Source organism: Salmonella sp. NW884, assembly GCF_051700745.1.
Lineage (GTDB): Bacteria > Pseudomonadota > Gammaproteobacteria > Enterobacterales > Enterobacteriaceae > Salmonella > Salmonella enterica.
Map to the genome: position 1 here is coordinate 642820 of NZ_JAMMDE010000002.1, position 23957 is coordinate 666776.

At 51.6% G+C, this 23957-nt stretch carries 29 protein-coding genes and 1 pseudogene; 24 read left to right on the forward strand and 6 right to left on the reverse strand.

The window, feature by feature from the left end:
- Positions 1 to 16: 16 nt before the first annotated feature.
- Entirely contained in the window at positions 17 to 2395 is a 2379-nt protein-coding gene (locus NA197_RS07615; protein ID WP_080157493.1) for a replication endonuclease, read from the forward strand.
- Between the two features lie 19 nt (positions 2396 to 2414).
- Here the strand turns inward: NA197_RS07615 and NA197_RS07620 are convergent, their stop codons facing one another.
- Positions 2415 to 2642 carry a hypothetical protein gene (locus NA197_RS07620; RefSeq protein WP_001749759.1) on the reverse strand — a complete coding sequence of 76 codons (228 nt, stop codon included), beginning with the start codon at positions 2640 to 2642 and terminating at the stop codon, positions 2415 to 2417.
- Between the two features lie 137 nt (positions 2643 to 2779).
- Here NA197_RS07620 and NA197_RS07625 point away from each other — a divergent pair, with 137 nt between their 5' ends.
- Together NA197_RS07625 and NA197_RS07630 are read left to right on the forward strand one after the other, a co-directional pair.
- Positions 2780 to 2968 carry a hypothetical protein gene (locus NA197_RS07625; protein ID WP_001749760.1) on the forward strand — a complete coding sequence of 63 codons (189 nt, stop codon included), beginning with the start codon at positions 2780 to 2782 and terminating at the stop codon, positions 2966 to 2968.
- A gap of 347 nt (positions 2969 to 3315) precedes the next feature.
- Positions 3316 to 4980 carry an AIPR family protein gene (locus NA197_RS07630; RefSeq protein WP_001284991.1) on the forward strand — a complete coding sequence of 555 codons (1665 nt, stop codon included), beginning with the start codon at positions 3316 to 3318 and terminating at the stop codon, positions 4978 to 4980.
- Between the two features lie 103 nt (positions 4981 to 5083).
- Here the strand turns inward: NA197_RS07630 and NA197_RS07635 are convergent, their stop codons facing one another.
- Both NA197_RS07635 and NA197_RS07640 read right to left on the reverse strand, forming a co-directional pair.
- Positions 5084 to 6124, reverse strand: coding sequence for a phage portal protein (locus NA197_RS07635; protein ID WP_063328721.1), 1041 nt, complete (start codon positions 6122 to 6124; stop codon positions 5084 to 5086).
- Positions 6124 to 7890, reverse strand: a complete 1767-nt coding sequence (locus tag NA197_RS07640; protein ID WP_079812917.1) for a terminase ATPase subunit family protein — start codon at positions 7888 to 7890, stop codon at positions 6124 to 6126. Before NA197_RS07640 ends, NA197_RS07635 begins: the two co-directional genes overlap by 1 nt.
- Before the next feature lie 142 nt (positions 7891 to 8032).
- Here NA197_RS07640 and NA197_RS07645 point away from each other — a divergent pair, with 142 nt between their 5' ends.
- The 11 genes from NA197_RS07645 to NA197_RS07695 all read left to right on the forward strand — a co-directional run bounded on the left by NA197_RS07645 (position 8033) and on the right by NA197_RS07695 (position 13468).
- Positions 8033 to 8866, forward strand: coding sequence for a GPO family capsid scaffolding protein (locus NA197_RS07645; RefSeq protein WP_000216276.1), 834 nt, complete (start codon positions 8033 to 8035; stop codon positions 8864 to 8866).
- A gap of 16 nt (positions 8867 to 8882) precedes the next feature.
- Positions 8883 to 9944, forward strand: coding sequence for a phage major capsid protein, P2 family (locus NA197_RS07650; RefSeq protein ID WP_000730759.1), 1062 nt, complete (start codon positions 8883 to 8885; stop codon positions 9942 to 9944).
- Positions 9945 to 9947: 3 nt separating this feature from the next.
- Positions 9948 to 10598: a phage terminase small subunit gene (gene gpM, locus NA197_RS07655; protein ID WP_000059173.1), complete on the forward strand. Its 651-nt coding sequence runs from the start codon at positions 9948 to 9950 to the stop codon at positions 10596 to 10598.
- Between the two features lie 93 nt (positions 10599 to 10691).
- Positions 10692 to 11156: a head completion/stabilization protein gene (locus NA197_RS07660; RefSeq protein ID WP_079812918.1), complete on the forward strand. Its 465-nt coding sequence runs from the start codon at positions 10692 to 10694 to the stop codon at positions 11154 to 11156.
- Positions 11156 to 11359, forward strand: coding sequence for a tail protein X (locus NA197_RS07665; RefSeq protein ID WP_000868184.1), 204 nt, complete (start codon positions 11156 to 11158; stop codon positions 11357 to 11359). The genes NA197_RS07660 and NA197_RS07665 overlap by 1 nt, the downstream gene beginning before the upstream one ends.
- Before the next feature lie 3 nt (positions 11360 to 11362).
- Entirely contained in the window at positions 11363 to 11578 is a 216-nt protein-coding gene (locus tag NA197_RS07670) for an HP1 family phage holin (protein WP_000171565.1), read from the forward strand.
- Positions 11559 to 12074, forward strand: coding sequence for a lysozyme (locus tag NA197_RS07675; RefSeq protein WP_001069921.1), 516 nt, complete (start codon positions 11559 to 11561; stop codon positions 12072 to 12074). Before NA197_RS07670 ends, NA197_RS07675 begins: the two co-directional genes overlap by 20 nt.
- Complete coding sequence (gene lysB, locus NA197_RS07680) at positions 12071 to 12499, forward strand: Rz-like lysis system protein LysB (RefSeq protein ID WP_080157480.1); 429 nt, start codon at positions 12071 to 12073, stop codon at positions 12497 to 12499. Before NA197_RS07675 ends, lysB begins: the two co-directional genes overlap by 4 nt.
- Positions 12384 to 12632 (forward strand): Rz1-like lysis system protein LysC, encoded by a 249-nt coding sequence (lysC, locus tag NA197_RS07685; protein WP_229026266.1) that lies wholly within the window; start codon positions 12384 to 12386, stop codon positions 12630 to 12632. Before lysB ends, lysC begins: the two co-directional genes overlap by 116 nt.
- Entirely contained in the window at positions 12595 to 13026 is a 432-nt protein-coding gene (locus NA197_RS07690) for a phage tail protein (protein WP_001039945.1), read from the forward strand. The genes lysC and NA197_RS07690 overlap by 38 nt, the downstream gene beginning before the upstream one ends.
- Complete coding sequence (locus NA197_RS07695; RefSeq protein ID WP_079969922.1) at positions 13019 to 13468, forward strand: phage virion morphogenesis protein; 450 nt, start codon at positions 13019 to 13021, stop codon at positions 13466 to 13468. The genes NA197_RS07690 and NA197_RS07695 overlap by 8 nt, the downstream gene beginning before the upstream one ends.
- A gap of 11 nt (positions 13469 to 13479) precedes the next feature.
- On the opposite strand, the gene NA197_RS07700 is transcribed toward NA197_RS07695, so the two are convergent.
- Positions 13480 to 14925, reverse strand: coding sequence for a hypothetical protein (locus NA197_RS07700; protein ID WP_080157482.1), 1446 nt, complete (start codon positions 14923 to 14925; stop codon positions 13480 to 13482).
- A gap of 79 nt (positions 14926 to 15004) precedes the next feature.
- Between NA197_RS07700 and NA197_RS07705 the strand changes: the two genes are divergently transcribed.
- From NA197_RS07705 to NA197_RS07730, 6 genes are read left to right on the forward strand one after another with little or no spacing between them, the layout of a single operon-like run.
- Positions 15005 to 15583, forward strand: a complete 579-nt coding sequence (locus tag NA197_RS07705; RefSeq protein ID WP_079969924.1) for a phage baseplate assembly protein V — start codon at positions 15005 to 15007, stop codon at positions 15581 to 15583.
- The gene (locus NA197_RS07710) at positions 15580 to 15939 is read left to right on the forward strand and encodes a GPW/gp25 family protein (RefSeq protein ID WP_023217834.1); all 360 of its coding nucleotides are present in this window, start codon (positions 15580 to 15582) and stop codon (positions 15937 to 15939) included. Before NA197_RS07705 ends, NA197_RS07710 begins: the two co-directional genes overlap by 4 nt.
- Positions 15926 to 16834: a baseplate assembly protein gene (locus NA197_RS07715; protein ID WP_023217835.1), complete on the forward strand. Its 909-nt coding sequence runs from the start codon at positions 15926 to 15928 to the stop codon at positions 16832 to 16834. The genes NA197_RS07710 and NA197_RS07715 overlap by 14 nt, the downstream gene beginning before the upstream one ends.
- Positions 16827 to 17432: a phage tail protein I gene (locus NA197_RS07720; protein ID WP_001086804.1), complete on the forward strand. Its 606-nt coding sequence runs from the start codon at positions 16827 to 16829 to the stop codon at positions 17430 to 17432. Before NA197_RS07715 ends, NA197_RS07720 begins: the two co-directional genes overlap by 8 nt.
- The gene (locus tag NA197_RS07725) at positions 17429 to 19084 is read left to right on the forward strand and encodes a phage tail protein (RefSeq protein ID WP_080157484.1); all 1656 of its coding nucleotides are present in this window, start codon (positions 17429 to 17431) and stop codon (positions 19082 to 19084) included. Before NA197_RS07720 ends, NA197_RS07725 begins: the two co-directional genes overlap by 4 nt.
- Before the next feature lie 2 nt (positions 19085 to 19086).
- On the forward strand, positions 19087 to 19626 hold the full coding sequence (locus NA197_RS07730; RefSeq protein ID WP_080157486.1) for a tail fiber assembly protein: 540 nt from the start codon (positions 19087 to 19089) through the stop codon (positions 19624 to 19626).
- Positions 19627 to 19629: 3 nt separating this feature from the next.
- Here NA197_RS07730 and NA197_RS07735 read toward each other — a convergent pair whose 3' ends face one another.
- A complete protein-coding gene (locus NA197_RS07735; RefSeq protein WP_077947440.1) occupies positions 19630 to 20247 on the reverse strand; it encodes a tail fiber assembly protein in 618 nt (205 codons plus the stop codon).
- Positions 20217 to 21170: pseudogene (locus NA197_RS07740) on the reverse strand (phage tail protein); the annotation flags it as partial. The pseudogene NA197_RS07740 and the gene NA197_RS07735, both read right to left, overlap by 31 nt.
- Before the next feature lie 65 nt (positions 21171 to 21235).
- Here NA197_RS07740 and fin point away from each other — a divergent pair.
- From fin to NA197_RS07760, 4 genes are all read left to right on the forward strand, one after another.
- Entirely contained in the window at positions 21236 to 21793 is a 558-nt protein-coding gene (fin, locus tag NA197_RS07745) for a serine-type DNA invertase Fin (protein ID WP_080157489.1), read from the forward strand.
- Positions 21794 to 21895: 102 nt separating this feature from the next.
- Positions 21896 to 23068, forward strand: coding sequence for a phage tail sheath protein (locus tag NA197_RS07750; protein WP_000046109.1), 1173 nt, complete (start codon positions 21896 to 21898; stop codon positions 23066 to 23068).
- A gap of 9 nt (positions 23069 to 23077) precedes the next feature.
- Positions 23078 to 23593, forward strand: a complete 516-nt coding sequence (locus NA197_RS07755; RefSeq protein WP_001207652.1) for a phage major tail tube protein — start codon at positions 23078 to 23080, stop codon at positions 23591 to 23593.
- Positions 23594 to 23647: 54 nt separating this feature from the next.
- A complete protein-coding gene (locus NA197_RS07760; protein WP_001280962.1) occupies positions 23648 to 23950 on the forward strand; it encodes a phage tail assembly protein in 303 nt (100 codons plus the stop codon).
- Positions 23951 to 23957 lie beyond the last annotated feature (7 nt).

The following is a 23957-nucleotide window of genomic DNA, read 5'->3' on the forward strand; positions in this document are numbered from 1 at the left end:
GTTGACCAGCTTCGAAATGGTGGCGACCGGCGGCTCGAATGAGGCCGCCGCAGCCTTTCCATGGAATACCCCAAAAAAAGCGGTTAACCCGTATCTGGAACCGGCGGAAGTAGCGCCGGAGTCTGCGCTTTCAAACCTCATCACTCTGTACGCTGCGGATAACGAGCAGGAGCAACTGCGCCGTGAGGCGTTGAGTGATGAGGTTTGGGAACGCTATTTCTTTAATGAATCCCGTGATCCTGTCCAGCGTGAAATAGAGCAGGATCGGCTGATTAGTCATGCCAAAATGGCCCGCGAACAGCAGTGCGTTAATCCCGATTTGGTGATTATTGCCGATGTAAGCGCTATGCCTGCCCATATCAGCAAGCCTTTGCTGGAGCGAATTAAATACTTCAATACCCTGAGACGTCCGAAAGCGTATTCCCGCTATCTGCGCGAAACTATCAGACCGTGTATTGAGCGGCTGGAACGCGTGCGGGGCTGCCAAATGTCCGCCTCGTTTCGGTTTATGGCGAGCCAGGACGGGCTGGAGGGGCTGCTGGTACTGCCTGAAATGAATCAGGATCAGGTCAAGCGTCTTTCCACGCTGGTTGCGGCACATATGAGCATGTGTCTTGATGCGGCCTGCGGTGATCTGTTTGTCAGTGACGATGTTAAACCAGAAGAAATCCGCCAGGCATGGGAAAGGGTTGCAGCAGAAGCCATGCGCCTTGAGGTCATCCCGCCAGCGTTTGAACAGTTACGCCGCAAAAAGCGCCGCCGCAAGCCGGTGCCTTATGAACTGATCCCACCATCGCTGGCGCGTATGCTGTGCGCGGACTGGTGGTATCGCAAACTGTGGCAGATGCGCTGCGAGTGGCGGGAGGAGCAGCTGCGCGCCGTCTGCCTGGTCAACAAAAAAGCGTCCCCGTATGTCAGCTATGAAGCCGTGATCCACAAACGCGAGCAGCGCCGCAAATCGCTGGAGTTCTTCCGCTCGCATGAGCTGGTCAACGAAGACGGCGACACGCTGGACATGGAAGACGTGGTGAACGCCAGTAACAGCAACCCGGCACACCGCCGTAATGAAATGATGGCCTGTGTTAAGGGACTGGAGCTGATCGCGGAAATGCGCGGAGACTGTGCGGTGTTCTACACCATCACCTGCCCGTCACGCTTCCACGCAACCCTCAACAACGGCAGACCTAATCCTAAGTGGACCAGCGCCACCGTCCGTCAGAGCAGTGACTATCTGGTTGATACGTTCGCCGCTTTTCGCAAGGCAATGCACAAGGCCGGGCTGCGCTGGTACGGCGTCCGCGTTGCAGAGCCGCACCATGACGGCACCGTGCACTGGCATCTTCTGTGCTTCATGCGTAAAAAAGACCGCCGTTCCATCACCGCGCTGCTGCGTAAGTTTGCCATCCGTGAAGACCGCGAGGAGCTGGGCACCAATACCGGGCCGCGCTTCAAGTCCGAGCTTATCAACCCGCGTAAGGGCACGCCGACCAGCTATATCGCTAAATACATCAGCAAAAACATCGACGGGCGAGGGCTGGCTAAAGAAATCAGCAAAGAAACCGGCAGATCGCTGCGTGACAGCGCCGAGCATGTCAGCGCATGGGCGTCATTGCATCGTGTCCAGCAATTTCGTTTCTTTGGTATTCCGGGGCGTCAGGCATACCGCGAGCTGCGCTTGCTGGCTGGTCAGGCGGCGAGAGTCCAGGGCGAACGCAAAGCGGGTACGCCGGTACTGGATAATCCGCGTCTGGATGCGGTACTGGCAGCTGCAGACGCGGGTTGCTTTGCCACCTACATCATGAAACAGGGTGGTGTACTGGTTCCCCGCAAACATCACCTGGTCAGAACGGCATACGAGCTTAACGATGAGCCGAGCGCCTACGGCGACCACGGTATTCGTATCTATGGCATCTGGTCCCCGATCATTGAGGGCCGGATCTGCACGCACGCAATCAAGTGGAAGATGGTCCGTAAGGCCGTTGACGTTCAGGAGGCGGCAGCCGACCAGGGCGCTTGCGCCCCTTGGACTCGTGGCAATAACTGTCCCCCTGTTGAAAATCTGAACAAATCAGGGGGTGATTTACCCGATATTAAAACCATGGATGAGAAGGAGCTGCAGGAATATCTCCACAATATGGGCCAGAAGGAACAGCGGGAGCTTACCGCCAGGTTGAGGCTGGTAAAACCGAAGCGGAAAACAGTATACAAACAGAATATTTCGGAGCAGCGGCGCCTGCAGCTTAAGGCAGAACTGACTTCCAGAGGCTTTGATGCAAGCAATGCGGAAGTGGATCTGCTTTTGCGTGGTGGTAGCATCCCATCTGGAGCAGGGTTGCGCCTGTTTTATCGGGATCAACGTTTGCAAGAAGATGATAAATGGCGCCAGTGGTACTAAGGCGCCTTAGATTGAAGGGTTACAAGCCAGCCAGACTCTTGCCGCGAATGCGGGCAACTTCATACTTCAGTTCAGCCGCCTTGGCCTCGCAGAGCCTTAAGGATTTTAGCCATTGTTCCGTTGTAGGTTTACCAAATATGTCTTCCATTACTACAACCAAGTAAAGGCAGCGGCCAGTGCCTAGTTCACCTGCAACCAGGCAGGCTGCGTTAGTTCCTGCCATAAGTTCAATACATGCTTTACGCATCGATTTATTCCTCATTCCGTTGTCTCTTGTAAAGCATCGCAGTTGAGCCATCTGTTTGAAACATAAAAAAACAATTTACATTTGATGGGTAATTATATACTGTGTTTATATACAGTTGTTTTTGATTGGAGGGGAAAATGCAGGACTATTTTTTGGAGTCGTTGAAGCTCCAGCGCATTGATTTTTTTGTGAAGCTTGTAGCGGCTAGTGAGTGCGATGATGAAGAGAAGCGGCTTGCTATCCAGTGGGTTTCGGAGCTGACTGATGAGTTGATGGCGAAAATCCGTACTCATGAGTACAACCGCTCAATGGATCTCCCCAGTTAGGAATAGGAACGTTGCTGGCGTCTGAACTTGCTTCTGGCGTCAGCAAGGTTGAACAACGAGCTTTGCGAGGCGTTAGCTATGTAGTGCAGTCTATGCCGCATGAGATCGCATGATCGTTTGAGGATCGTTTTTGATAAGGCCCGCCAGAACTGGCGGGCTTTTGCTTATGTCATGCAGGTGCATGAAAACCACTACATAAAGTGGGCAGGCGTGGCGGGGATACGAGCGCGCGCTGATATGTATAATTGTATAAACAAATATTGTTTCAGTTGCTCCATACGAATCACAGGGTATAAAATCAGTAAAATTTCTTTAACTTCTATTATCCCAAAAGTAAGAGTGATTCGATGGCTAATTTGTTAGATTGGAATACACTTCATCACAAAGTACAAGCATACTTGGATCCTGAGAATGGAATCGATAAACCACAAAAAGCTTTTCCAATTTTGATGGTGGCAACGTTACTAAATGTATCTGATGAAGAAGCTGAAGATGCCATAACTGATGGTTCAATGGATAGAGGTGTTGATGCTGTTTATGTCGATGACCGTGATGGCAGGAATTCTATCCATATATTTCAGTTTAAATATGCTGATACCTTTGAGAATACTAAAAAGAATTTTCCCAGCAATGAAATCGATAAGTTAGTGTCATTCTTTGATGACTTATTGGATTTAAATAAATCTCTCGAGAAAACTTGCAATCCGATATTATGGAATAAAATTAAAGAAATTTGGGCTGCACTTGAGAAAAGTAATCCTTCCATTGAAGTTCACTTTTGTGGTAACACAATGGAAATGCAGAACGGAGAAAAAGAAAGAGCCAATGCGTCATTAAGTAAATATAAATATTTCAATGTTCACCATCATAGTTTGGACACTATTGTTAATTATTTTGTTGAAAGAAAGAATAGCGTTATTGATGAGCAGTTACAGATAGTGGATAAGGACTATTTTGACCGTACCGATGGCAGTATTAGAGGGTTAATATGTACTGTTGAAGCTTCTGAAATTGTAAGGATAATTACAAACCCTGAAAATCCAAAGGAGGTTAGGAAAGAAATTTTTAATGATAATGTAAGAGTTTATTTAAGTCGAACAAATAAAATAAACAGACGCATAATTGAAACTGCATTATCAGATCGCAGCCCATTATTTTGGTATTTGAATAATGGAATTACTGTAACTTGTGACTCTTTTTCTTATATAAAAGGGAAAAGAGCTCCATTGGTAGAATTAAAAAATATCCAAATCGTGAATGGAGGGCAGACATCTAATGCATTATTTGAAGCTAGCTTAAATTCCGAAGAAAGACTGGAAGATGTTTTAATATTAGTAAGGATAATTGAAACTAAATCTCAACCAGTTAGTCTGGCTATTGCTGAGTCAACGAACAGTCAAACTCCAATTAAAAGTCGAGACCTTCGTTCAAATGATGATATTCAGAAAAAATTAGAGGAAGCTTTTGAGGGCATGGGGCTTTTTTATGATAGAAAGGATGGGCAGCATTCGAACCAGCCTAAAAGTGTCAGAGTTGATGCTTTGAGTGCCGGACAAGCTCATTTAGCTTATTCGCTAGATTTACCTGAAGTAGCTAAAAAGGATAGGGGGAGGATTTTCTCAGATCTTTATGAAACTGTATTTACAGATGAATTAATGGCTGATGAGCTTCTGGCTTCTATCAAAGTACTTTCAGTTATTGAAAATAAGAAGAAATTATTGCAATCCTCTATCAGGAAAGAGGAGAAGTTCAATTCTGCGCATATGTTTTTAATTGATGGTGCTTATCATGTGTTATTTGCGGTAGGACAAATCTGTGATGCTAAAGGCGTTGATAGATTGAATTATCAAAAAGCAATTACGTTTGTTCCTGCCGCGATAAAATATATAAGTGCAATGGTCGAAAAAGCCCAGCGTGATGATGCTTCATTTTCATTTAATAGGTACTTCAAAGACGCAAAGACTAAAACCAAGATTGCTGCTTATATTCAGGGTATGGAAAAAGGTTTGTAAAGTGCAGAGTTCGCTAAGCTTGAATTTTCAGGCTTAGCGAGAGATTTAATTATTATGTTTTAAATATGAATAAGATGGTCTTTAAATTCAACCTTTATGTTATCTAGGTTATATCATATGAATATGCTTCAAATTTAATTACTTCATCGTTTAGCCAAGAATTAAGTTCAGTTAGACGCTTCTGTAAAGGCAATAGTTCATTACGTACAAATACTTTCGCTGCCTTCTCCACATCCCCAAACCCCCCAACATTACTCGGCATAATCCCCATCATCTGCGGCGGAACGCGGTGTGCTGCCATCATGTCATCGCGGCTCACGTTCTTGATGTTCAAAAACTCATCCTTAGCTGCAACCTCCGAAAGTGGAATGATTTGGATACCGTCCTTTTTACCGTTGGGCGAGTACATAAACAGGTTGCGGAAGTTGCCCGGCCCTTTGGCGCTTTTCATTGCCTGGCGGATGTTGTTCACGTCCTCCTGGTTCTGCGCGGCGTCAGTCATGTACATGATGAAGCCTGCGTGGCTACCGTTAATGTAGTACTTCCGGCGGAACAGTGTTGCGGACTCATTCAGCAGGGCGGAAGGGATAGCTGACAGATATTCCGGCAGACCGTAAATCTCCTGGTTTAAATCCGGCTCCATCAGGTGAAAGATGCTGCCTTTGGTGAACTCGTAGGGGTGCGTGGTTAGGCCGTATTGCACAAACCAGTAGGTGTCTAAATCGATCCCGCGGCGGGTGTATTTCGCCAGTGATGGCTCCAGCGACAGAATGCCGCCGAGTCGGTTGGTGCGCTTCTCCAGATAGGCATTACCGAATACCAGATAGTCCTGCACAAACCGGCTGAACGCCTGCTGGCTAAGAAGTGGATGCGGGATAAAGGTGCTGGTCAGAATGTTGCGTTTTACCGCAATGGGAGAGCTGTGATGCACTGCGGCACGGTAGGTTCGCGCCAGCCCGTCAAAGCTGACCGGCGGCTCATACCAGCGGTCCATCTGCACGCATTCCACATAGTCCAGCAGCTCGCGGCGGTCCAGCACCGGGATTGGATCACCAAAGCTGAAAGCCTCGGCAGTTACGTCTGCGTTTTTAGGCGCCATATCTTCTGTTGGCGTTGTGCTGGTTAAGGCTTCGAGCTCACTCATCAAAAAATCTCCACAATGTTGCTGGTATTGGCGGATTCGCCCTGCAGCGGTTCGTTAAACAGTGCATGCATCGTTGCCCAGGCCAAATCTGCGTGGCTGGCCTCTTCGCTGCGGCTGGCTTCATAGGTTGGACGGTTGCCGCTGGCGGTGGTGGCGCGGCGGATAGCCATAAAGGACTGCGCAATGTCGGTGTGCCCAGCGTCAAACTCCAGACGGCGGTGGCTGATAATGTCGTACGCCTTGAGCACCAGGGCATTTTTGACGTTAGGGTTGTAGACAAACTCCCGCACGGCAGGAAAGAACGCTTTTACGTTCTCATAAACACCGTGCCCGACGCCGGTCGAGTCGATGCCGATATAGGTCACGTTGTACTGCTGCGTCAGTTTTTTGATAGCATCAGCCTGGGCGCGAAAGTCCATCCCGCGCCACTGATGACGCTCCAGAATTCGGAACTTCCCGCCAGGTACAGTTGGCGGTGCCATAACCACGCAGCCTGCGCTGTCACCGTTCTGCGTACCTTTTGCCGGGTCATAACCGATCCACACTTCGCGCCAGCCAAACGGGCGCAGCGCCAGCGCCTGAAAATCGGTCCAGACTTCCCAGCTGTCCACCATGCACGCCTGCAGCTCGCTGAGCGGGAACACGGACGCGAGATCGTCCACGAACTCACACATCAGCAGGTTCTGGTATTCGTCCGGGCTGTACTCCATGCGCAGCTGGTCGAGGTCGAACAGGTTACAGCCGCCGCGCACCGCATCCTCCACGGTGACGATCTGGCGGTACTGCCCGTCAGGGCAGAGCAGGCCGCGCGCAAGGTTGCTGTGGGTCAGGTCAATATCCACCTTGTCCGCTTTGGCACGGCCCCGGTTAAACAGCGCACCGGACCAGAACGGATAAGCACTGTGGGTCAGGCTGGAGGGCGTGGAAAAATAGGTTTGTCGCCATTTTTTGTGAATGGCCATACCGGAAGCCACTTTGCGCAGTTCCTGGAATTTTGGTATCCAGAAATATTCATCCAGGTACAGATTACCGTGATAGCTCTGCGCCGTGCGGGCGTTGGTGCCGAGAAAGTACAAAGCTGCCCCATTGGGTAACACCATGGGATCGCCTTTCAGCTCAACATCCACCTCTTTTGCAAAGTCGATGATGTACTGCTTAAAGACGTGCGCCTGTGCCTTACTGGCAGAAAGGAAAATCTGGTTGCGTCCGGTCAGCAGGGCGTCAATCAATGCTTCACGGGCAAAATAAAACGTGGCGCCAATCTGGCGCGACTTGAGCAGGTTGCGGATGCGGTTTGTTTTCCCGGCTTCAAACCAGTGACGCTGATAGTCGAACATAGAGGCGTGGAAGACTTCTTCCAGCTTTTCGATCTGTTCATCAGTGAAAACATTCTTTTCCGGCTGACGGCGTGGGCCTTTGTTGCGGTTGGCGACGTTAGGGTTTAAGTCGGCTTCGTTGCCACCATTGTTAAACTTGCCGATCCGCGCGTGGCGCTCCGACTGGCGCGCCAGCAGGTCAATTTCTTTGAAATCTTTCCCTTCTTTATGCTCCTTCATAATGAGCTGGCAGTAGCGTGCGGCGGTGGTGAGCTGCATCTGATCCAGCGGCCCATAGTCGCCCCACTTGTCGCGTTTTTTCCAGCTGTGAACGGTTGCAACTTTTTCGCCCAGCATTTCAGCAATGCGGGCTACGCGGTATCCCTGAAAGTACAGCAGCATGGCCTGCCTACGGGGATCGAGGTCTGCGGGGGTCAGTGTCGTGTTCATGGCCCAAACATACGGCCTTGGATGGCGGCTTTCCCCGGCTGCGGTTTGTGTGGTTTACCGTACAAATACAGCGCGTTGTCTCACTCCCCCTATCACCGCAAACATAAGGCTCCAGTAAGTTATTTCTAACGGAGCACGGCTCATGACAGTGAAAGCAAAGCGTTTCCGCATCGGGGTGGAAGGTGCCACCACTGACGGGCGCGAGATCCAGCGTGAATGGCTGGTACAGATGGCTGCCAGCTACAACCCGACGGTCTATACCGCGCTGATTAACCTTGAGCACATCAAGTCTTATCTGCCGGAGAGCACTTTTAACCGCTATGGCAGGGTGACGGGGCTGGTTGCAGAAGAAATCCAGGACGGCCCGCTGGCGGGCAAGATGGCACTTTATGCCGATATCGAACCCACTGACGCCCTGGTGGAACTGGTGAAAAAAGGCCAGAAGCTTTTCACCTCCATGGAGGTCAGCACGAAGTTTGCCGACACCGGCAAAGCCTACCTTGTGGGGCTGGGTGCGACGGACGATCCTGCGAGCCTTGGCACCGAAATGCTGGCTTTCAGCGCCAGCGCCGCACATAATCCGCTGGCAAACCGTAAGCAGAACCCTGAAAACCTGTTTTCGGAAGCTGTCGAAACGCTGATCGAACTGGAAGAGGTCCAGGACGAAAAGCCGTCCCTCTTTGCCCGCGTCACCGCGCTGTTCACCAAAAAAGAGCAGACCGATGAGGCGCGTTTCTCCGATGTGCATAAAGCCGTGGAACTGGTCGCCTCCGAGCAGCAGAACCTGAGCGAGCGCACTGATAAATCCCTGTCCGAACAGGACAAGCGCCTTTCTGAGCTGGAGTCCTCCCTGCAGGAACAGCTGGCCGCCTTTGCCGAGCTAGAGCAGAAGCTTAGCAGCGAAGACAGCCGTAAAGACTACCGCCAGCGCGCGCCGGGCGGTGACGCACCGGCAGGCACCCTGACCAATTGCTGATGGAGCATAAAACCCGATGAAAAAGAAAACCCGCTTTGCCTTTAACGCTTACCTGCAGCAGTTGGCGCGCCTGAACAGTGTGGAGGTTGAAGAACTCTCCAGCAAGTTTACCGTGGAGCCGTCCGTGCAGCAGACGCTGGAAGACCAGATCCAGCAGTCCGCCGCTTTCCTGACGCTGATTAACATCACGCCGGTCACTGAACAGTCAGGACAGTTGCTGGGGCTGGGCGTTGGCAGCACCATTGCCGGAACCACCGATACCACCACCAAAGAGCGCGAGCCTACCGATCCGACGCTGATGGAAGACGTGGAATACAAATGCGAACAGACCAACTTTGATACGGTGCTGACCTACGCAAAACTGGACCTGTGGGCCAAGTTCCAGGACTTCCAGGTGCGTATCCGCAACGCCATCGTCAAGCGTCAGGCGCTGGACCGCATCATGATCGGCTTTAACGGCGTGAAGCGCGCCAAAACCTCAAATCGTGCTGAAAACCCGCTGCTGCAGGACGTCAATAAAGGCTGGTTACAGAAAATCCGCGAAGACGCGCCGGATCATGTTATGGGCAGCACCACAAAAGACGGTGCAACGACTGCAGGCGCGGTCAAAGTGGGCAAGGGCGGCGACTATGCCAACCTGGACGCCGTGGTGATGGATGCCGTCAACGAGCTGATCGACGCGGTTTATCAGGATGATGACGATCTGGTTGTCGTCTGCGGACGTGAACTGCTGTCTGACAAGTATTTCCCGCTGGTCAACAAAGAGCAGGACAACAGCGAGAAAATTGCCGCCGATCTGATCATCAGCCAGAAACGTATGGGCGGCCTGCAGGCCGTGCGTGCGCCTTATTTCCCGGCAAATGCCCTGCTGATCACCCGTCTGGATAACCTGTCCATCTACTGGCAGGAAGATACCCGCCGCCGTTCTGTTATCGACAACCCGAAACGTGACCGGATTGAAAACTTTGAGTCCGTCAACGAGGCGTATGTGGTCGAGGACTACCGCTGCGCGGCGCTGGTAGAAAACATCGAAATCGGTGATTTCAGCGCGCCTGCCGCACCGGAAAGTGGGGAATAACGCATGAGCCTGAGTCCCGCACGGCAGCACCGCCTGCGCATTCAGGCTGAACAGGCCGCCCGTGAGGGCGGCAGTGTTCGCCATGCGTCGGGCTATGACCTGATGCTGCTGCAGCTGGCAGAAGACCGCCGCCGCCTCAAGGGCGTCCAGTCCACGGTGAAAAAGGCGGAAATCAAGGTGGAACTGCTGCCGAAATATTCCGCCTGGGCGGAGGGCGTGCTGGCTGCCGGAGGTGCGCAGCAGGATGACGTGCTGATGTACGTGATGCTGTGGCGTATCGACGCCGGTGATTATGCCGGTGCGCTCGAAATCGGGCGCCATGCGCTGCGCCATGGCTGGGTGATGCCACTGGGCAACCGTAACGTGCAGACCGTGCTGGCAGAAGAAATGGCAGACGCGGCGCAAAGCGCTCTGCTTGCCGCTGCCGGTTTTGATGCCGATCTGCTTCTGCAGACGCTGGACCTGACCACCGATCTGGATATGCCGGACCAGTCGCGGGCGCGCCTGCATAAAGCCATCGGTGCTGTACTGAGCGAAAGCAACCCGGCGTCTGCCCTGAATCACCTTAACCATGCGCTGCAGCTTGATCCCCGCTGCGGTGTGAAAAAAGAAAAGCAGCAGCTGGAGCGCAGACTGCGCAATGACAGCCGCTAACGAACGTGCCCCGCGCACGGGCGGCACGGGATGGCGAAAGGCACTGCTACATCAAAATTCCGTCCACCGCCCACTTATTCAGGAGAAAGCCGCATGAAGTTTGTTGCGCCCGAACAGGCACCGGAACAGGCGGAGGTCATCAAAAATACGCCGTTCTGGCCTGATGTGGACCTGTCGGAATTTCGCAGTGTGATGCGCACTGACGGCACGGTGACGCAGCCGCGTTTAAAGCAGGTCGTGCTGACGGCGATCTCTGAGGTTAACGCTGAGCTGTACGACTTCCGCAACCGTCAGCAGATGCAGGGCTGGCGGACACTTGCTGAGGTTCCCGCAGAAATGCTGGACGGTAAAAGCGAGCGCATCCGGCACTACCACAACGCTGTTTTTTGCTGGGCGCGCGCTGTGCTTAATGAGCGTTATCAGGACTATGACGCCACGGCGTCAGGCGTGAAGCGAGGGGAGGAGCTGGCGGAGGCCAGCGGCGATCTGTGGCGTGATGCCCGCTGGGCCATCAGCCGGGTGCAGGATACACCGCACTGTACGGTGGAGCTTATCTGATGAAAGTGCGTGCGCATCAGTATGACACGGTGGACGCGCTTTGCTGGCGTCATTACGGGCGCACGCAGGGTGTCACTGAGCAGGTTCTGCAGGCAAATCCGGGGCTGGCTGAGTACGGCCCATTTTTACCGCACGGGCTGCAGGTGGAACTGCCGGACATTACGGCGTCAACCACGGCGCAGACCGTCCAGCTATGGGACTGAATTATGACGCTTGAACGAATCAGCGCCTTTATCACTTACTGCATTGCCGTGCTGCTGGCATGGCTGGGCGATCTGTCGCTCAAGGATGCGTCAACGGTTGGCGGCGTACTGATTGGTGTGCTGATGCTGGCTATCAACTGGTACTACAAACACCAGTCTTTCAAATTGTTACGTGGCGGCAAGATTTCGCGGGGGGAATATGAATCCTTCAATCGTTAAGCGCTGCCTTGTCGGGGCGGTGCTGGCTATCGCAGCCACGCTGCCCGGATTTCAGTCGCTTCATACCTCCGTTGAGGGGCTGAAACTGATCGCCGATTACGAGGGATGCCGCCTGCAGCCTTATCAGTGCAGCGCGGGCGTCTGGACTGACGGGATCGGCAATACGTCCGGTGTGGTGCCTGGAAAAACCATCACGGAACGGCAGGCGGCGCAGGGACTTATCACCAACGTGCTGCGCGTGGAGCGAGCACTGGATAAATGTGTGGTGCAGCCGATGCCGCAAAAGGTCTATGACGCGGTGGTGTCGTTTGCTTTCAACGTGGGCACCGGCAACGCCTGCAGCTCCACGCTGGTTAAGTTGCTGAACCAGCGGCGCTGGGCGGATGCCTGCCTTCAGCTGCCGCGCTGGGTTTATGTGAAAGGTGTATTTAATCAGGGGCTGGATAACCGCCGTGCGCGGGAGATGGCCTGGTGCCTTAAAGGAGCTGGACTATGACGCGTGCGCTGGCAGTAGTGGTGGCGCTGGCATTCGTTGCGCTGGGCTGGCAGTCGTGGCGGCTTAACAGTGCCAGCCACACCATCGAAACGCAGCTCGCGGCGCTGAAAAGCAAAGCGCAGGAACTGACGAAGAAAAATAGCCAGCTGATCGGTCTGTCCATTCTGGCTGAAACCAACAACCGGGAGCAGGCGCGGCTCTATGCCGAAGCAGAACAGACCAGCGCACAGCTGAGACAACGACAACGCCGGATCGAGGAACTGAAACGTGAGAACGAGGATTTACGCCGCTGGGCTGATACTCCTTTGCCTGCTGACATTATCCGGCTGCGGGAACGCCCCACGCTCACCGGAGGTGCCGCTTACCGTCAGTGGTTGTCCGCGAGTGACGCCGTGTCGGTTGGATCAGGCAACGCCGCGCACTAACGGTGATCTGAACGCGTTGCTGGATGAAACGGAGGCCGCCTGGGCGGTCTGTGCAGACAAAGTGGACATGATTATTGCGTGTCAGGAGCGAAACAGTGAACAAACCACAATCCCTGCGCCACGCCCTCAATAAAGCGGTGCCTTATGTCCGCAATAATCCGGACAAACTGCATCTGTTTGTGGATAACGGTTCGCTGGTTGCCACGGGGGCCAGCTCCATGTCATGGGAGTACCGTTACACCCTGAACGTGGTGATTGAGGATTTCAGCGGCGACCAGAATCTGCTGATGGCCCCGGTTTTGCTGTGGCTGCGGGATAACCAGCCTGATGCCATCAATAATCCGGCGTTACGGGAAAAGCTATTCACCTTTGAGGTGGATATTCTGCGCAACGATGTCTGTGATATCAGCCTTAATCTGCAACTGACGGAGCGTGTGCTGGTCAGCACTGACGGCAGTGTGTCGAGTGTTGAAGCTGTTGCGGAACCCGATGAACCTGAAGAAATGTGGACGGTTAAACGTGGCTGAACTGCAGAAAGTGGACGACTGGCTGAGTGCCTTGTTGGCGAATCTGGAACCAGCCGCAAGAGGCCGCATGATGCGCCAGCTGGCGCAGGAACTACGCCGGACACAGCAGCAGAATATCAGAATGCAGCGCAATCCAGATGGCAGCAGTTATGAACCGCGCAGGGTAACAGCACGCAGCAAAAAAGGGCGCATCAAACGTCAGATGTTTGCAAAGCTGCGCACCACAAAATACCTGAAAACTGCCGCCAGCGCCGATTCTGCCAGCGTGCAGTTTGAAGGTAAGGTGCAGCGCATTGCCCGCGTTCATCACTACGGCCTGCGCGATCGCGTCAGTCGAAAAGGACCGGAAGTGCGTTACGCAGAGCGCCGCCTTCTGGGTTATAGTAATAATAGTTATCTAATCGTTAGTGATTTACTAATGAAATGGCTAACGCATCGTTAGCCATTACGATATTAATGAGTTTTAAGTGCCTCTGTTAAAGATTTTCGATGATGTTCCCAAAAGGCAAAATCATTCACTTTTGAATTAAACTCCAAATGCTCTTCAGAATATATTGTTTCACGGTGATCACATCCAAGAAGACATAGAATTAATCTTGTTAGATATATTGTTAAATGTTCACAAGCAACAGCAATGTTTATCAAGTTGTTACTTGGTATAATTACACCATGTATAATTATATTTCTGATTTCAGAAAGTCCTAGCTTACCAGATTCATTAAACAATGGCCATAAGTCATGAGTATGGATTAAATATTCTTTAAGAAATTCTTGTGTGGCATCTTTTAATGATATTCTATTCAGTTCTCCTAGTTTGCTTTTTATTTTTCCTCTAGTTGTTGAATCTTTAATAACGTCCTTGGTGATGACTCTTTCAATTGTTTGTCTTAATGATTTAAACTCGCTTTCACATAGAATGAAGGTCGTATTGTTTTTTTCTTTATGAGTTAAGATAATAGATTCAAAAGATTGGAAAAGTGAAAGATATCGAGACTCAAGATATTGGTTTGATGCATTGAGAACATTAATGGCTAATCGGATGTTCTGTCTGTAATGGGATGACAAATATGTGTGAAACATATTTTCAATATTTTCTTTGGCTTGTAATGGCATCATTAAGTGTTCTTTTTTGGTATCCTTAATAGGATTTTTTATCCTACAGCGAAAAACTGTATATACACCATCATTAGATTTTAGGTTCCAGTAACGACAAACTACTTTGTTACTATTGATAAATGATAAGATATCATTAAATGCGTCAATTTTGTCAATGTAGTTATTTCTTACATCATCAATGGTTAAATTAGAATTATTGGACTTTATTTTTAGGATTTGTTTTGTGCTGATTTCAAATTTTTCATTGCGTTCTAGTTTTGATTCGATATCTAATTTTATATCTTCGTTATTGTTAAGTTTAACAATAATAGGCTCTGACTTTGTAAGAGTGATGTTACCATCCGAAGATAAATTGTACTGAATGTTAGGGGAAAGTAGTTGATGGTCACTGTTGTAGAATGTTATTTCCGTATCCGGCGTATTATGTGCTTTATTATTTATAATGACTTCATTGGGAATGATGTTAAATGTATAGTATTGAGTTTTTCCTGAGTGACAGTCGGCGATATTTTCTATTCTACAATCGATTAGTTTTATCACTGAGCGAACATCACCATTTACATAATGAGTGCAAAATTCAATGTCTAAATTATTTTTTCCATAAAGCTTGATGGTTTTTTTACTATAGGTCTTTATCTGAATCCTATCCCAGCTTTCTTTATTGTTGACAGTAACATTGCAAGTCATTTCGATACTGTTTTCTGTTTTTATATTATCGTTATTAATAGTAATTGGGTTGTGGTCATAAAAAAAAGTAACTTTAATTGATTCATACGTATTCACTGATATTTATCTCCTTGTGTGGTAAGCGACACAATATTATCAAATTTTGAATCAAGAAAAAGGCTGCCATAGTTGCCTTATGAACGCACAACTAACCGAAATCATGCGCCTTATCACCAACCTGATCCGCACAGGTGTAGTCACCGAAGTGGACCGGGAAAACTGGCTTTGTCGGGTGAAAACGGGCGACCTTGAAACCAACTGGATTAACTGGCTGACGCTGCGCGCGGGTAATGCCCGGACATGGTGGCGACCATCGGAAGGCGAACAGGTGGTGCTGCTGAGTCTGGGAGGTAATCTGGAAACCGCTTTTGTGCTGCCCGCCATCTACTCCAATCAGTTTGCGCCGCCGTCGGATTCTGTGGACGGCTGCGTGACGGAGTACCCGGACGGGGGCTGGTTTGAGTATGAACCCGCCACCGGGCGGTGGCATGTCCGGGGTATCAAATCCATGGTGATCGAGGCGGCGGACAATATCACCCTCAAAACCAGTGAGTTTGTGGTGGAGGCTGACACAACACGCATTAACAGCGAGGTGGTGATCAACGGCGGAGTCACCCAAGGCGGCGGCGCAATGAGTTCTAACGGGATCGTAGTTGATGACCATGAGCATACTGGTGTTCTGAAAGGCGGCGACAACACGGGAGGTCCGGTATGACGTTGTATATCGGTATGAGCAGGAATGACGGGCAGGCCATTACCGATACCGATCATCTGCGCCAGTCGGTGCGGGATATTCTGCTGACGCCGCAGGGCAGTCGTCTTGCTCGCCGGGAATATGGTTCCCTACTGTCAGCCCTGATTGACCAGCCGCAGAACCCGGCACTGCGCCTGCAGATTATGTCTGCAGTCTATGTAGCGCTGAACCGCTGGGAACCGCGCCTTACGCTGGACTCCATCACCATCAACGGCAATTTTGACGGCTCTATGGTGGTTGAGCTTACGGGACATAGTAATAACGGAGCACCGATTTCCCTTTCCATATCAACAGGAGCAGACAATGGCAGTCATTGACCTTTCACGGTTACCGCCGCCGCAGATAGTGGACGTGCCGGATTTTGAGACGCTGCTGGCTGAGCGCAAGGCCGCTTTTGTGGCTCTTTATCCTGTAGATGAACAGGACGCGGTGCGGCGTACGCTGGCGCTGGAATCTGAACCCGTCACCAAGCTGCTGCAGGAAAGCACATACCGCGAAATCCTGCTGTGCCAGCGTATTAACGAAGCTGCGCAGGCGGTGATGGTGGCCTATTCGATGGGAAATGATCTTGAGCAGCTGGCAGCCAACTGCAACGTGAAACGTCTGACGGTAGTGCCTGCTGATAATGATGCAGTACCGCCGGTCGCCGCAGTGATGGAAGATGATGAGGCGCTGCGCCAGCGCATCCCTGCAGCATTTGAGGGACTGTCCGTTGCTGGCCCGACGGGAGCCTATGAATTTCACGCCAGAAGTGCGGACGGACGTGTGGCAGATGCCAGCGCAACCAGTCCGGCTCCTGCAGAGGTGGTACTTACCGTACTGAGCCGGGAGGGTGACGGTACAGCAGTAAAAGATCTGCTGGATGTGGTTGAAAAAGCCCTGAACAGTGAGAGTGTACGCCCGGTGGCTGACCGTCTGACGGTTCGTAGTGCGGAGATCATACCGTACCGGGTGGAGGCTACCATTTTTCTTTATCCGGGGCCGGAAGCGGAGCCTGTTATGGCGGCGGCAAAAGCCAGCCTGCAGAAGTACATCGCCAGTCAGACGAGGCTGGGACGTGATATCCGCCGCAGCGCCATTTATGCCGCGCTGCACGTGGAGGGCGTCCAGCGTGTGGAGCTAACGTCCCCTCTGGAGGATGTGGTGCTGGATAAGACGCAGGCGGCATCCTGTACTGAATGGAGCGTTACCAACGGGGGCACGGATGAATAGTCTGTTGCCGCCGGGTTCGTCGCCGCTTGAGCGCCGACTGGCGCAGACCTGCAGCGGGATTTCCGATCTGCAGGTATCGCTGCGTGATTTGTGGAATCCGGCAACCTGTCCGATCAGATTCCTGCCCTATCTGGCCTGGGCGTTTTCTGTTGACCGCTGGGATGAAAGCTGGACAGAAAGCGTCAAGCGCCGCGTTGTGCAGGACGCTTTTTATATCCATCAACACAAGGGGACAACCCGCGCCGTGCGGCGCGTGGTGGAGCCGTTCGGCTTCCTGATCCGCATCATTGAGTGGTGGCAGACCGGCGAAACGCCGGGAACGTTCCGTCTGGATATTGGCGTACAGGATCATGGTATCACCGAAGACACCTATCTGGAGCTTGAGCGCCTGATAAGCGATGCCAAACCATGCAGCCGTCATCTGGTTGGTATGTCCATCAACCTGCAGACAGGTGGCCCGTATTTTGTGGGGGCAGCCACCTACACCGGCGAAGAAATCACGATCTACCCGTATATCAACGAAACCATTATTTCCGGCGGCACCGCTTATGAGGGCGGGGCGGTCCATGTTATTGACACAATGAGAGTGAATCCATGAGCGCAAAATTTTATACCCTGCTGACGGAGATCGGCGCGGCGAAACTGGCAAGCGCCGCCGCGCTCGGTGTCCCGCTGAAAATTACCCATATGGCGGTGGGCGACGGTGGCGGTGTGCTGCCCACACCCAGCGCGCAACAGACCGCGTTAGTTGCTGAGAAGCGTCGAGCAGCGCTGAATATGCTGTATATCGACCCGCAGAACAGCAGCCAGATTATTGCTGAGCAAGTGATCCCGGAAACTGAGGGGGGATGGTGGATTCGTGAGGTCGGCCTGTTTGATGAAACCGGCGCACTGATCGCCGTGGGTAACTGCCCTGAGAGCTACAAGCCGCAGCTGACAGAAGGGAGCGGACGTACGCAGACCGTGCGCATGGTACTGATTACCAGCAGCACCGATAACATCACCCTGAAAATTGACCCTGCAGTAGTGCTGGCAACCCGTAAATATGTAGATGATAAGGCGCTGGAGCTGAAGGTATATGTAGACGACCTGATGGCAAAGCATCTTGCTGCGCCGGACCCGCATTCACAGTATGCGCAGAAGGACAGCCCTACACTCACAGGGATTCCAAAGGTACCGACGCCAGCGGCGGGTAACAGCACTAAACAGATTGCAAACACGGAATTTGTGGCATCGTCTATCGCGGCAATAGTGGATTCTGCGCCTGCAGCACTGGATACGCTGAACGAGCTGGCAGCGGCTCTGGGGAATGACCCGAACTTTGCCACGACGATGATAAACGCCCTGGCTGGAAAGCAACCGCTGGACAATACACTGACGAATTTAAGCGGAAAAGATATCGCCGGCCTTCTCACATACCTCGGTTTAGGCGAAACGATAAATCTGGCAAAAAATGCCGTCCCGGCGACACGGCGGGTTAACAGTAAACCACTGACCGGTGATATCACTTTGTCAGCTGCTGATGTGAATGCATTCGCGCTGGGGGTAACGGGAGACTACACACTGGAAAATGACAAATCAGTCGGCTGGAACTGGAAAAGCGGTGTTTACAACGTTCCTACTGGAGGTGCATCCAAGCTGATTTTGCATTTTAATATGAATATCGGCAGTTGTCCGGCAGTGCAGTTTTGTGTGAATTACAAGAATGGCGGTATTTCCTACCGTTCGGCACGCGACGATTTTGGCTTTGAACTTGACTGGACTGAATTTTATACCACAACACGAAAACCATCCGCAGGTGATGTCGGTGCATTACCTGTTAGTGGTGGCGTAATTAACGGTAATCTCGGTATCGGTACACCTAATATATTGGGAGGTAGTTCTATTGTATTAGGCGATAACGATACCGGCTTAAAACAAAACGGCGATGGTCTACTGGATATTTATGCTAATGGTGTTCAGGTATTCCGCTTTCAGAACGACACACTGGAGAGTAAAAAATCCATCAATGTTACCGGACGATTAACGCCAACAGACTACGGTAATTTTGACAGCCGATACGTACAGGATTTCCGTCTGGGTAGTTATGAATCTGGACAGGCATGGATGGGCCCGGGATTCAGTGATACACCTGGTTATGTACTGACAGCGGCAACTAACGGCAATGGTGATGAGCTTATTGACGGTCTCGGAAGACGTCCAATGCAAAAATTGATTGGCAACCAGTGGTATAACGTGACGAGTGTTTAATTATGATGCATCTAAAAAATATCGTAGCCGGTAATCCAAAAACGCCTGACCAGTATCAACTCACTAAAAAATTTGGTGTAGTTTGGCTGTATGATGAAAAAGGTAAAAACTGGTATGAGGAACAGAAAAATTTTGCAGCAGACACGCTAAAAGTTGCCTACGACAAAAGTAATATAATTGTGGCAATCAATAAAGATGCGTCGAAAATAAATCCTGAAGGGCGCAGCGTTGTTGAATTACCGGATATCACAGCTAATCGCCGGGCAGATGTGTCAGGACGCTGGATGTATGATGGCGAACGTGAGCAGATAATTAGGCGGGTTTATACACCGGAAGAACTGTGCCAGCAAGTAGAAGCGAAAAAGGTAAAACTGCTCGAAGAGGCCGAGACCGTTATTACGCCGCTGGCGCGGGCAGTAAAGCTGGGTATCGTCACCGATGAGGAGCAGCAGCGACTGGTGGCATGGGAACAATACAGCGTTCTGGTCAGTCGGGTGGATACATCTGCCCCTGACTGGCCGGAGAAACCGGCCAGTCATTAATTATTATTGTGGTAATACAGGCCACTGTATTTTATTAAAGGTGGCCTCGTCTGAAATGCCTGTTAAAACCAGTGATTTAAGCTCCCTGATATACGCCATCCATTTAGTCAGGCTGGCCTTATCGTCGTCACTGATTTCACCCAACGCCAATTCGGTTCGCCAGTCGGCAATGGCGCTGTTAGCGGCATCCAGTAGTTTCTGTCGGGTGGTTTCGGCCTTAGCCTGATAATCCACCGGAACGGGTAAAACCTTACCATCTCTGTACAACCATGAGCCATCACCACGGCAATCATCAGGACAGTCAGCAGCGTCTATTTCCGCAACAGACATATTAACCGGCCACAGCATTGATACAGCATATGTGTTTCCACGTTGCGGGACTGGCTTATTAATAACCCCCCAGATAACCCCCTCATGGTCGTACATGATTTTTGCGGTATCATCAGAAAATAATGACTGACATTCATACCAGTCCTGCCCGTCTTCTGATTCCAGAAAATATGCACCTATATTTATTTCGGACTGCGTTTTCCCCCTGTTTACGGGGGCGTCAATAAGTCTGAAATTTTTAATGTCCTGATATTTTTTCATTATGCCGTCCCCCCTTGTACGGTATACCACTGAATACCTAATCTTTTTTGCAAAGGCGCATAAGCAATGCCATCAATATTTTCGCCTTGATTATCTTTCCAGACGGAGGTAACTACATATCCGGGGGTATTAGGCCAGGAACCTGCATTGTTCCAGGTAGCCACTGATGTGCCAGCCCCTAATTGAACATCTGCGACGAGATTATTATTCAGATGTGTACTTAGCCAGCCGTTCCAGACATTACCAAAAATATCCCCGTTACCAGCCATGCGTGACGTGCCATTTCCTGCCTGTACTTCGCCTGTAGCTACAGCGTTTCCGTTTACTTTCAGGGAAACCATGCTCTCCACAAGATTACCGATGAAACGTAATACATGTGTGTAGTTCGAGTAAACATCAAGCACGCCATCGCCGTTCTGTTTAAAACCAGTGTCATTATCACCAAGAACGATCGAATTGCCGCCCAGCGCATTATCAGTACCAATGCTTAGCGGACCGTTAAGACGTCCTCCGGCAATGGGCAGCGCCTGAACGTCATTTGCTGTGGGTTTATTAGCTGTGTTGTAGTCAACAATCCACGGGCGGCTGGTATTCGGTACAGTTCCCCAGTCCTGACGCTTTGCGTTAGCGCCCATATGCGCGTAATAGTGCTGAAACCAGACTTCACCGATTTTCTCAACAAACAGATATCCATAGCTGTACAGCTTGCTGCCATCCGGATAGGTCGGAAAATCAGCGACCGTATCAGAATTCGACACCGCCACCCGCCACCATCCAGGTGTATTAGCTGATGCCATCGTGCCGTTATCGGTAATTTCTCCAACAGCACCGGCGGAAATGGCCCCCACATCTGACGCCCACAAAGTGATATCACCGGTCAGTGGTTTACTGTTAACCCGCCGTGTCGCCGGGACGGCATTTTTTGCCAGATTTATCGTTTCGCCTAAACCGAGGTTTATGAAAATGCAGAAAACGGTCGTAAATGGCATGATCCCAGCCTTTTGCGAGGGGACCTGTTGTGCAAATTGGCTATGTACGGGTGTCAACAAATGACCAGGATACTGATTTACAGCGAAACGCGCTGAATTGCGCAGGATGTGAACTGATTTTTGAAGACAAAATAAGCGGGACCAAATCAGAAAGGCCCGGATTAAAAAAGTTGCTCAGGACGTTATCAGAAGGGGACACACTAGTTGTATGGAAGCTTGATCGCCTGGGTCGCAGTATGCGCCATCTGGTCGTTCTGGTAGAGGAGCTACGGGAGCGTGGCATTAATTTCCGCAGTCTTACGGATAGCATAGATACTTCCACACCAATGGGGCGTTTCTTTTTCCATATCATGGGCGCACTCGCTGAAATGGAGAGGGAATTAATTGTGGAAAGGACCCGCGCCGGACTTGCCGCTGCGAGGGCGCAAGGGCGAGTCGGTGGCAGGCGTCCAAAGCTCACTCCGGAGCAATGGGAGCAGGCCGGACGGTTGCTTGCCGCCGGTGAAACTCGTCATCGTGTTGGATTACTTTTTGATGTTAGCATTTCCACTCTTTACAAGAAATTCCCTGTAAATCAGTCGCGTTGAAAGTGGCGATATTGTACCAGCACTGACACATCGTGAAATACGTGCGCCGCACGCCTGGCAACCAGAACATAAGGTATCCCTGTCAACCGGAGAGACTGCCTTATGGCTCAGGATTACCACCACGGGGTGCGCGTTGTTGAAATCAACGAGGGCACCCGACCTATTACCACGGTGAGCACTGCCATCGTGGGCATGGTCTGCACCGGCGATGATGCTGATGCGTCCGTGTTCCCCCTCAATAAGCCGGTCCTGCTGACTGATGTGCTCACCGCCAGCGGTAAAGCGGGGGAGTCCGGCACGCTGGCCCGCTCGCTGGACGCGATTGCAGATCAGGCAAAACCCGTGACTGTCGTTGTGCGTGTGGCGCAGGGAGAAACCGAAGCGGAAACCACCTCCAATATTATCGGCGGCGTAACTTCCGACGGTAAGAAAACGGGCATGAAAGCGCTACTGTCGGCGCAGTCGCAGCTCGGTGTCAAGCCGCGCATTCTTGGGGTGCCGGGACATGACACTCAGGCCGTTGCTACTGAACTGCTGGGCGTGGCGCAAAGCTTGCGCGGGTTTGCCTACCTTGCTGCTAATGGCTGCAAAACGGTGGAGGAAGCTATTGCCTATCGCGAGAATTTCAGTCAGCGCGAGGGAATGCTGATCTGGCCTGATTTCATCAACTTTGACACCGTGCTGAAAGCAGACGCGACGGCTTACGCCTCCGCCCGTGCGCTCGGCCTGCGTGCCAAAATCGACGAGCAGATCGGCTGGCATAAAACCCTGTCCAATGTGGGTGTGAACGGTGTCACCGGCATTTCCGCTGATGTGTTCTGGGATCTACAGGACCCGGCAACCGATGCGGGACTGCTGAACAAAAATGACGTCACCACATTGATCCGCAAAGACGGCTTCCGCTTCTGGGGTTCCCGTTGTCTCAGTGACGATCCGCTGTTTGCCTTTGAGAACTACACCCGCACGGCGCAGGTGCTGGCTGACACTATGGCGGAGGCGCACATGTGGGCGGTGGATGGCGTGCTTAATCCGTCGCTGGCCCGCGACATTATTGAAGGACTACGCGCCAAGATGCGCAGTCTGGTCAACCAGGGATACCTGATTGGTGGTGACTGCTGGCTGGATGAGTCTGTTAACGATAAAGACACCCTTAAAGCCGGGAAACTGACCATCGATTATGACTACACGCCGGTGCCTCCGCTTGAAAACCTGATGCTGCGCCAGCGCATCACCGATCGTTACCTGGTCGATTTTGCCAGCCGTGTCGCTGCATAAGGGGGAATCATGGCTTTACCACGCAAGTTAAAACACCTGAACCTGTTCAACGACGGGAACAACTGGCAGGGGATCGTTGAGTCTCTGACCCTGCCGAAATTCACCCGCAAGTTTGAGAAGTATCGCGGCGGCGGTATGCCGGGCGCAGTGGATGTGGACATGGGGCTGGATGACGGCGCACTGGACACGGAATTTTCAATCGGCGGCACCGAACTGCTGTTATTCAAGCAGATGGGCAAGGCAACCGTTGACGGCATCCAGCTGCGTTTCACCGGTTCCATTCAGCGTGACGATACCGGCGAAGTGCAGGCCGTTGAGCTGGTTGTGCGCGGGCGCCATAAAGAAGTGGATTCCGGCGAGTGGAAAACCGGCGAGAGCAGCAGCACCAAAGTCAGCAGTACCAACAGCTACGCGAAGCTGACCATTAATGGTGAGGTGCTCTATGAGGTCGATCTGGTCAACATGGTAGAAATCGTTGGCGGCGTGGACCTGATGGAAGCACACCGTAATGCCCTCGGCCTCTGATTAACCTTAACGGCGCGGGCAGCCGCGCCAGTATTTCATTAACAGGATACGAACATGAGCGACAAGCTGACTGAAAAGACCGTAAAACTGGATACTCCCATCATGCGCGGTAAAGCTGAAATTACCGAAATTGTGCTGCGCAAGCCTCAGTCCGGCGCACTGCGTGGCACCCGTCTGCAGGCCATTATGGATATGGACGTGGGCGCAATGATGACTGTGATCCCACGAATCTCCACCCCGACGCTGACCGCGCAGGAAATGGCAGAGCTGGACCCCGCCGATCTCACCGCGCTGTCGGTAGAGGTGGTGACTTTTTTGTTGAAGAAGTCGGTGCTTGCCGGTTTACCGACAGCCTGACGATTGA

Excerpts from the sequence above, each read along its gene's own strand:
- NA197_RS07670 (WP_000171565.1), top strand. The coding sequence starts at position 11,363 with ATGACGCTTGAACGAATCAGCGCCTTTATCACTTACTGCATTGCCGTG.
- NA197_RS07725 (WP_080157484.1), top strand. The coding sequence starts at position 17,429 with ATGAGCGCAAAATTTTATACCCTGCTGACGGAGATCGGCGCGGCGAAA.
- NA197_RS07755 (WP_001207652.1), top strand. The coding sequence starts at position 23,078 with ATGGCTTTACCACGCAAGTTAAAACACCTGAACCTGTTCAACGACGGG.
- NA197_RS07730 (WP_080157486.1), top strand. The coding sequence starts at position 19,087 with ATGATGCATCTAAAAAATATCGTAGCCGGTAATCCAAAAACGCCTGAC.
- NA197_RS07710 (WP_023217834.1), top strand. The coding sequence starts at position 15,580 with ATGACGTTGTATATCGGTATGAGCAGGAATGACGGGCAGGCCATTACC.
- NA197_RS07720 (WP_001086804.1), top strand. The coding sequence starts at position 16,827 with ATGAATAGTCTGTTGCCGCCGGGTTCGTCGCCGCTTGAGCGCCGACTG.
- NA197_RS07750 (WP_000046109.1), top strand. The coding sequence starts at position 21,896 with ATGGCTCAGGATTACCACCACGGGGTGCGCGTTGTTGAAATCAACGAG.
- NA197_RS07645 (WP_000216276.1), top strand. The coding sequence starts at position 8,033 with ATGACAGTGAAAGCAAAGCGTTTCCGCATCGGGGTGGAAGGTGCCACC.
- NA197_RS07660 (WP_079812918.1), top strand. The coding sequence starts at position 10,692 with ATGAAGTTTGTTGCGCCCGAACAGGCACCGGAACAGGCGGAGGTCATC.
- NA197_RS07650 (WP_000730759.1), top strand. The coding sequence starts at position 8,883 with ATGAAAAAGAAAACCCGCTTTGCCTTTAACGCTTACCTGCAGCAGTTG.
- NA197_RS07625 (WP_001749760.1), top strand. The coding sequence starts at position 2,780 with ATGCAGGACTATTTTTTGGAGTCGTTGAAGCTCCAGCGCATTGATTTT.
- NA197_RS07715 (WP_023217835.1), top strand. The coding sequence starts at position 15,926 with ATGGCAGTCATTGACCTTTCACGGTTACCGCCGCCGCAGATAGTGGAC.
- NA197_RS07665 (WP_000868184.1), top strand. The coding sequence starts at position 11,156 with ATGAAAGTGCGTGCGCATCAGTATGACACGGTGGACGCGCTTTGCTGG.
- NA197_RS07640 (WP_079812917.1), bottom strand. The coding sequence starts at position 7,890 with ATGAACACGACACTGACCCCCGCAGACCTCGATCCCCGTAGGCAGGCC.
- NA197_RS07705 (WP_079969924.1), top strand. The coding sequence starts at position 15,005 with ATGAACGCACAACTAACCGAAATCATGCGCCTTATCACCAACCTGATC.
- NA197_RS07760 (WP_001280962.1), top strand. The coding sequence starts at position 23,648 with ATGAGCGACAAGCTGACTGAAAAGACCGTAAAACTGGATACTCCCATC.
- NA197_RS07630 (WP_001284991.1), top strand. The coding sequence starts at position 3,316 with ATGGCTAATTTGTTAGATTGGAATACACTTCATCACAAAGTACAAGCA.
- NA197_RS07635 (WP_063328721.1), bottom strand. The coding sequence starts at position 6,124 with ATGAGTGAGCTCGAAGCCTTAACCAGCACAACGCCAACAGAAGATATG.
- NA197_RS07620 (WP_001749759.1), bottom strand. The coding sequence starts at position 2,642 with ATGCGTAAAGCATGTATTGAACTTATGGCAGGAACTAACGCAGCCTGC.
- NA197_RS07675 (WP_001069921.1), top strand. The coding sequence starts at position 11,559 with ATGAATCCTTCAATCGTTAAGCGCTGCCTTGTCGGGGCGGTGCTGGCT.
- gpM (WP_000059173.1), top strand. The coding sequence starts at position 9,948 with ATGAGCCTGAGTCCCGCACGGCAGCACCGCCTGCGCATTCAGGCTGAA.
- lysB (WP_080157480.1), top strand. The coding sequence starts at position 12,071 with ATGACGCGTGCGCTGGCAGTAGTGGTGGCGCTGGCATTCGTTGCGCTG.
- NA197_RS07615 (WP_080157493.1), top strand. The coding sequence starts at position 17 with ATGGTGGCGACCGGCGGCTCGAATGAGGCCGCCGCAGCCTTTCCATGG.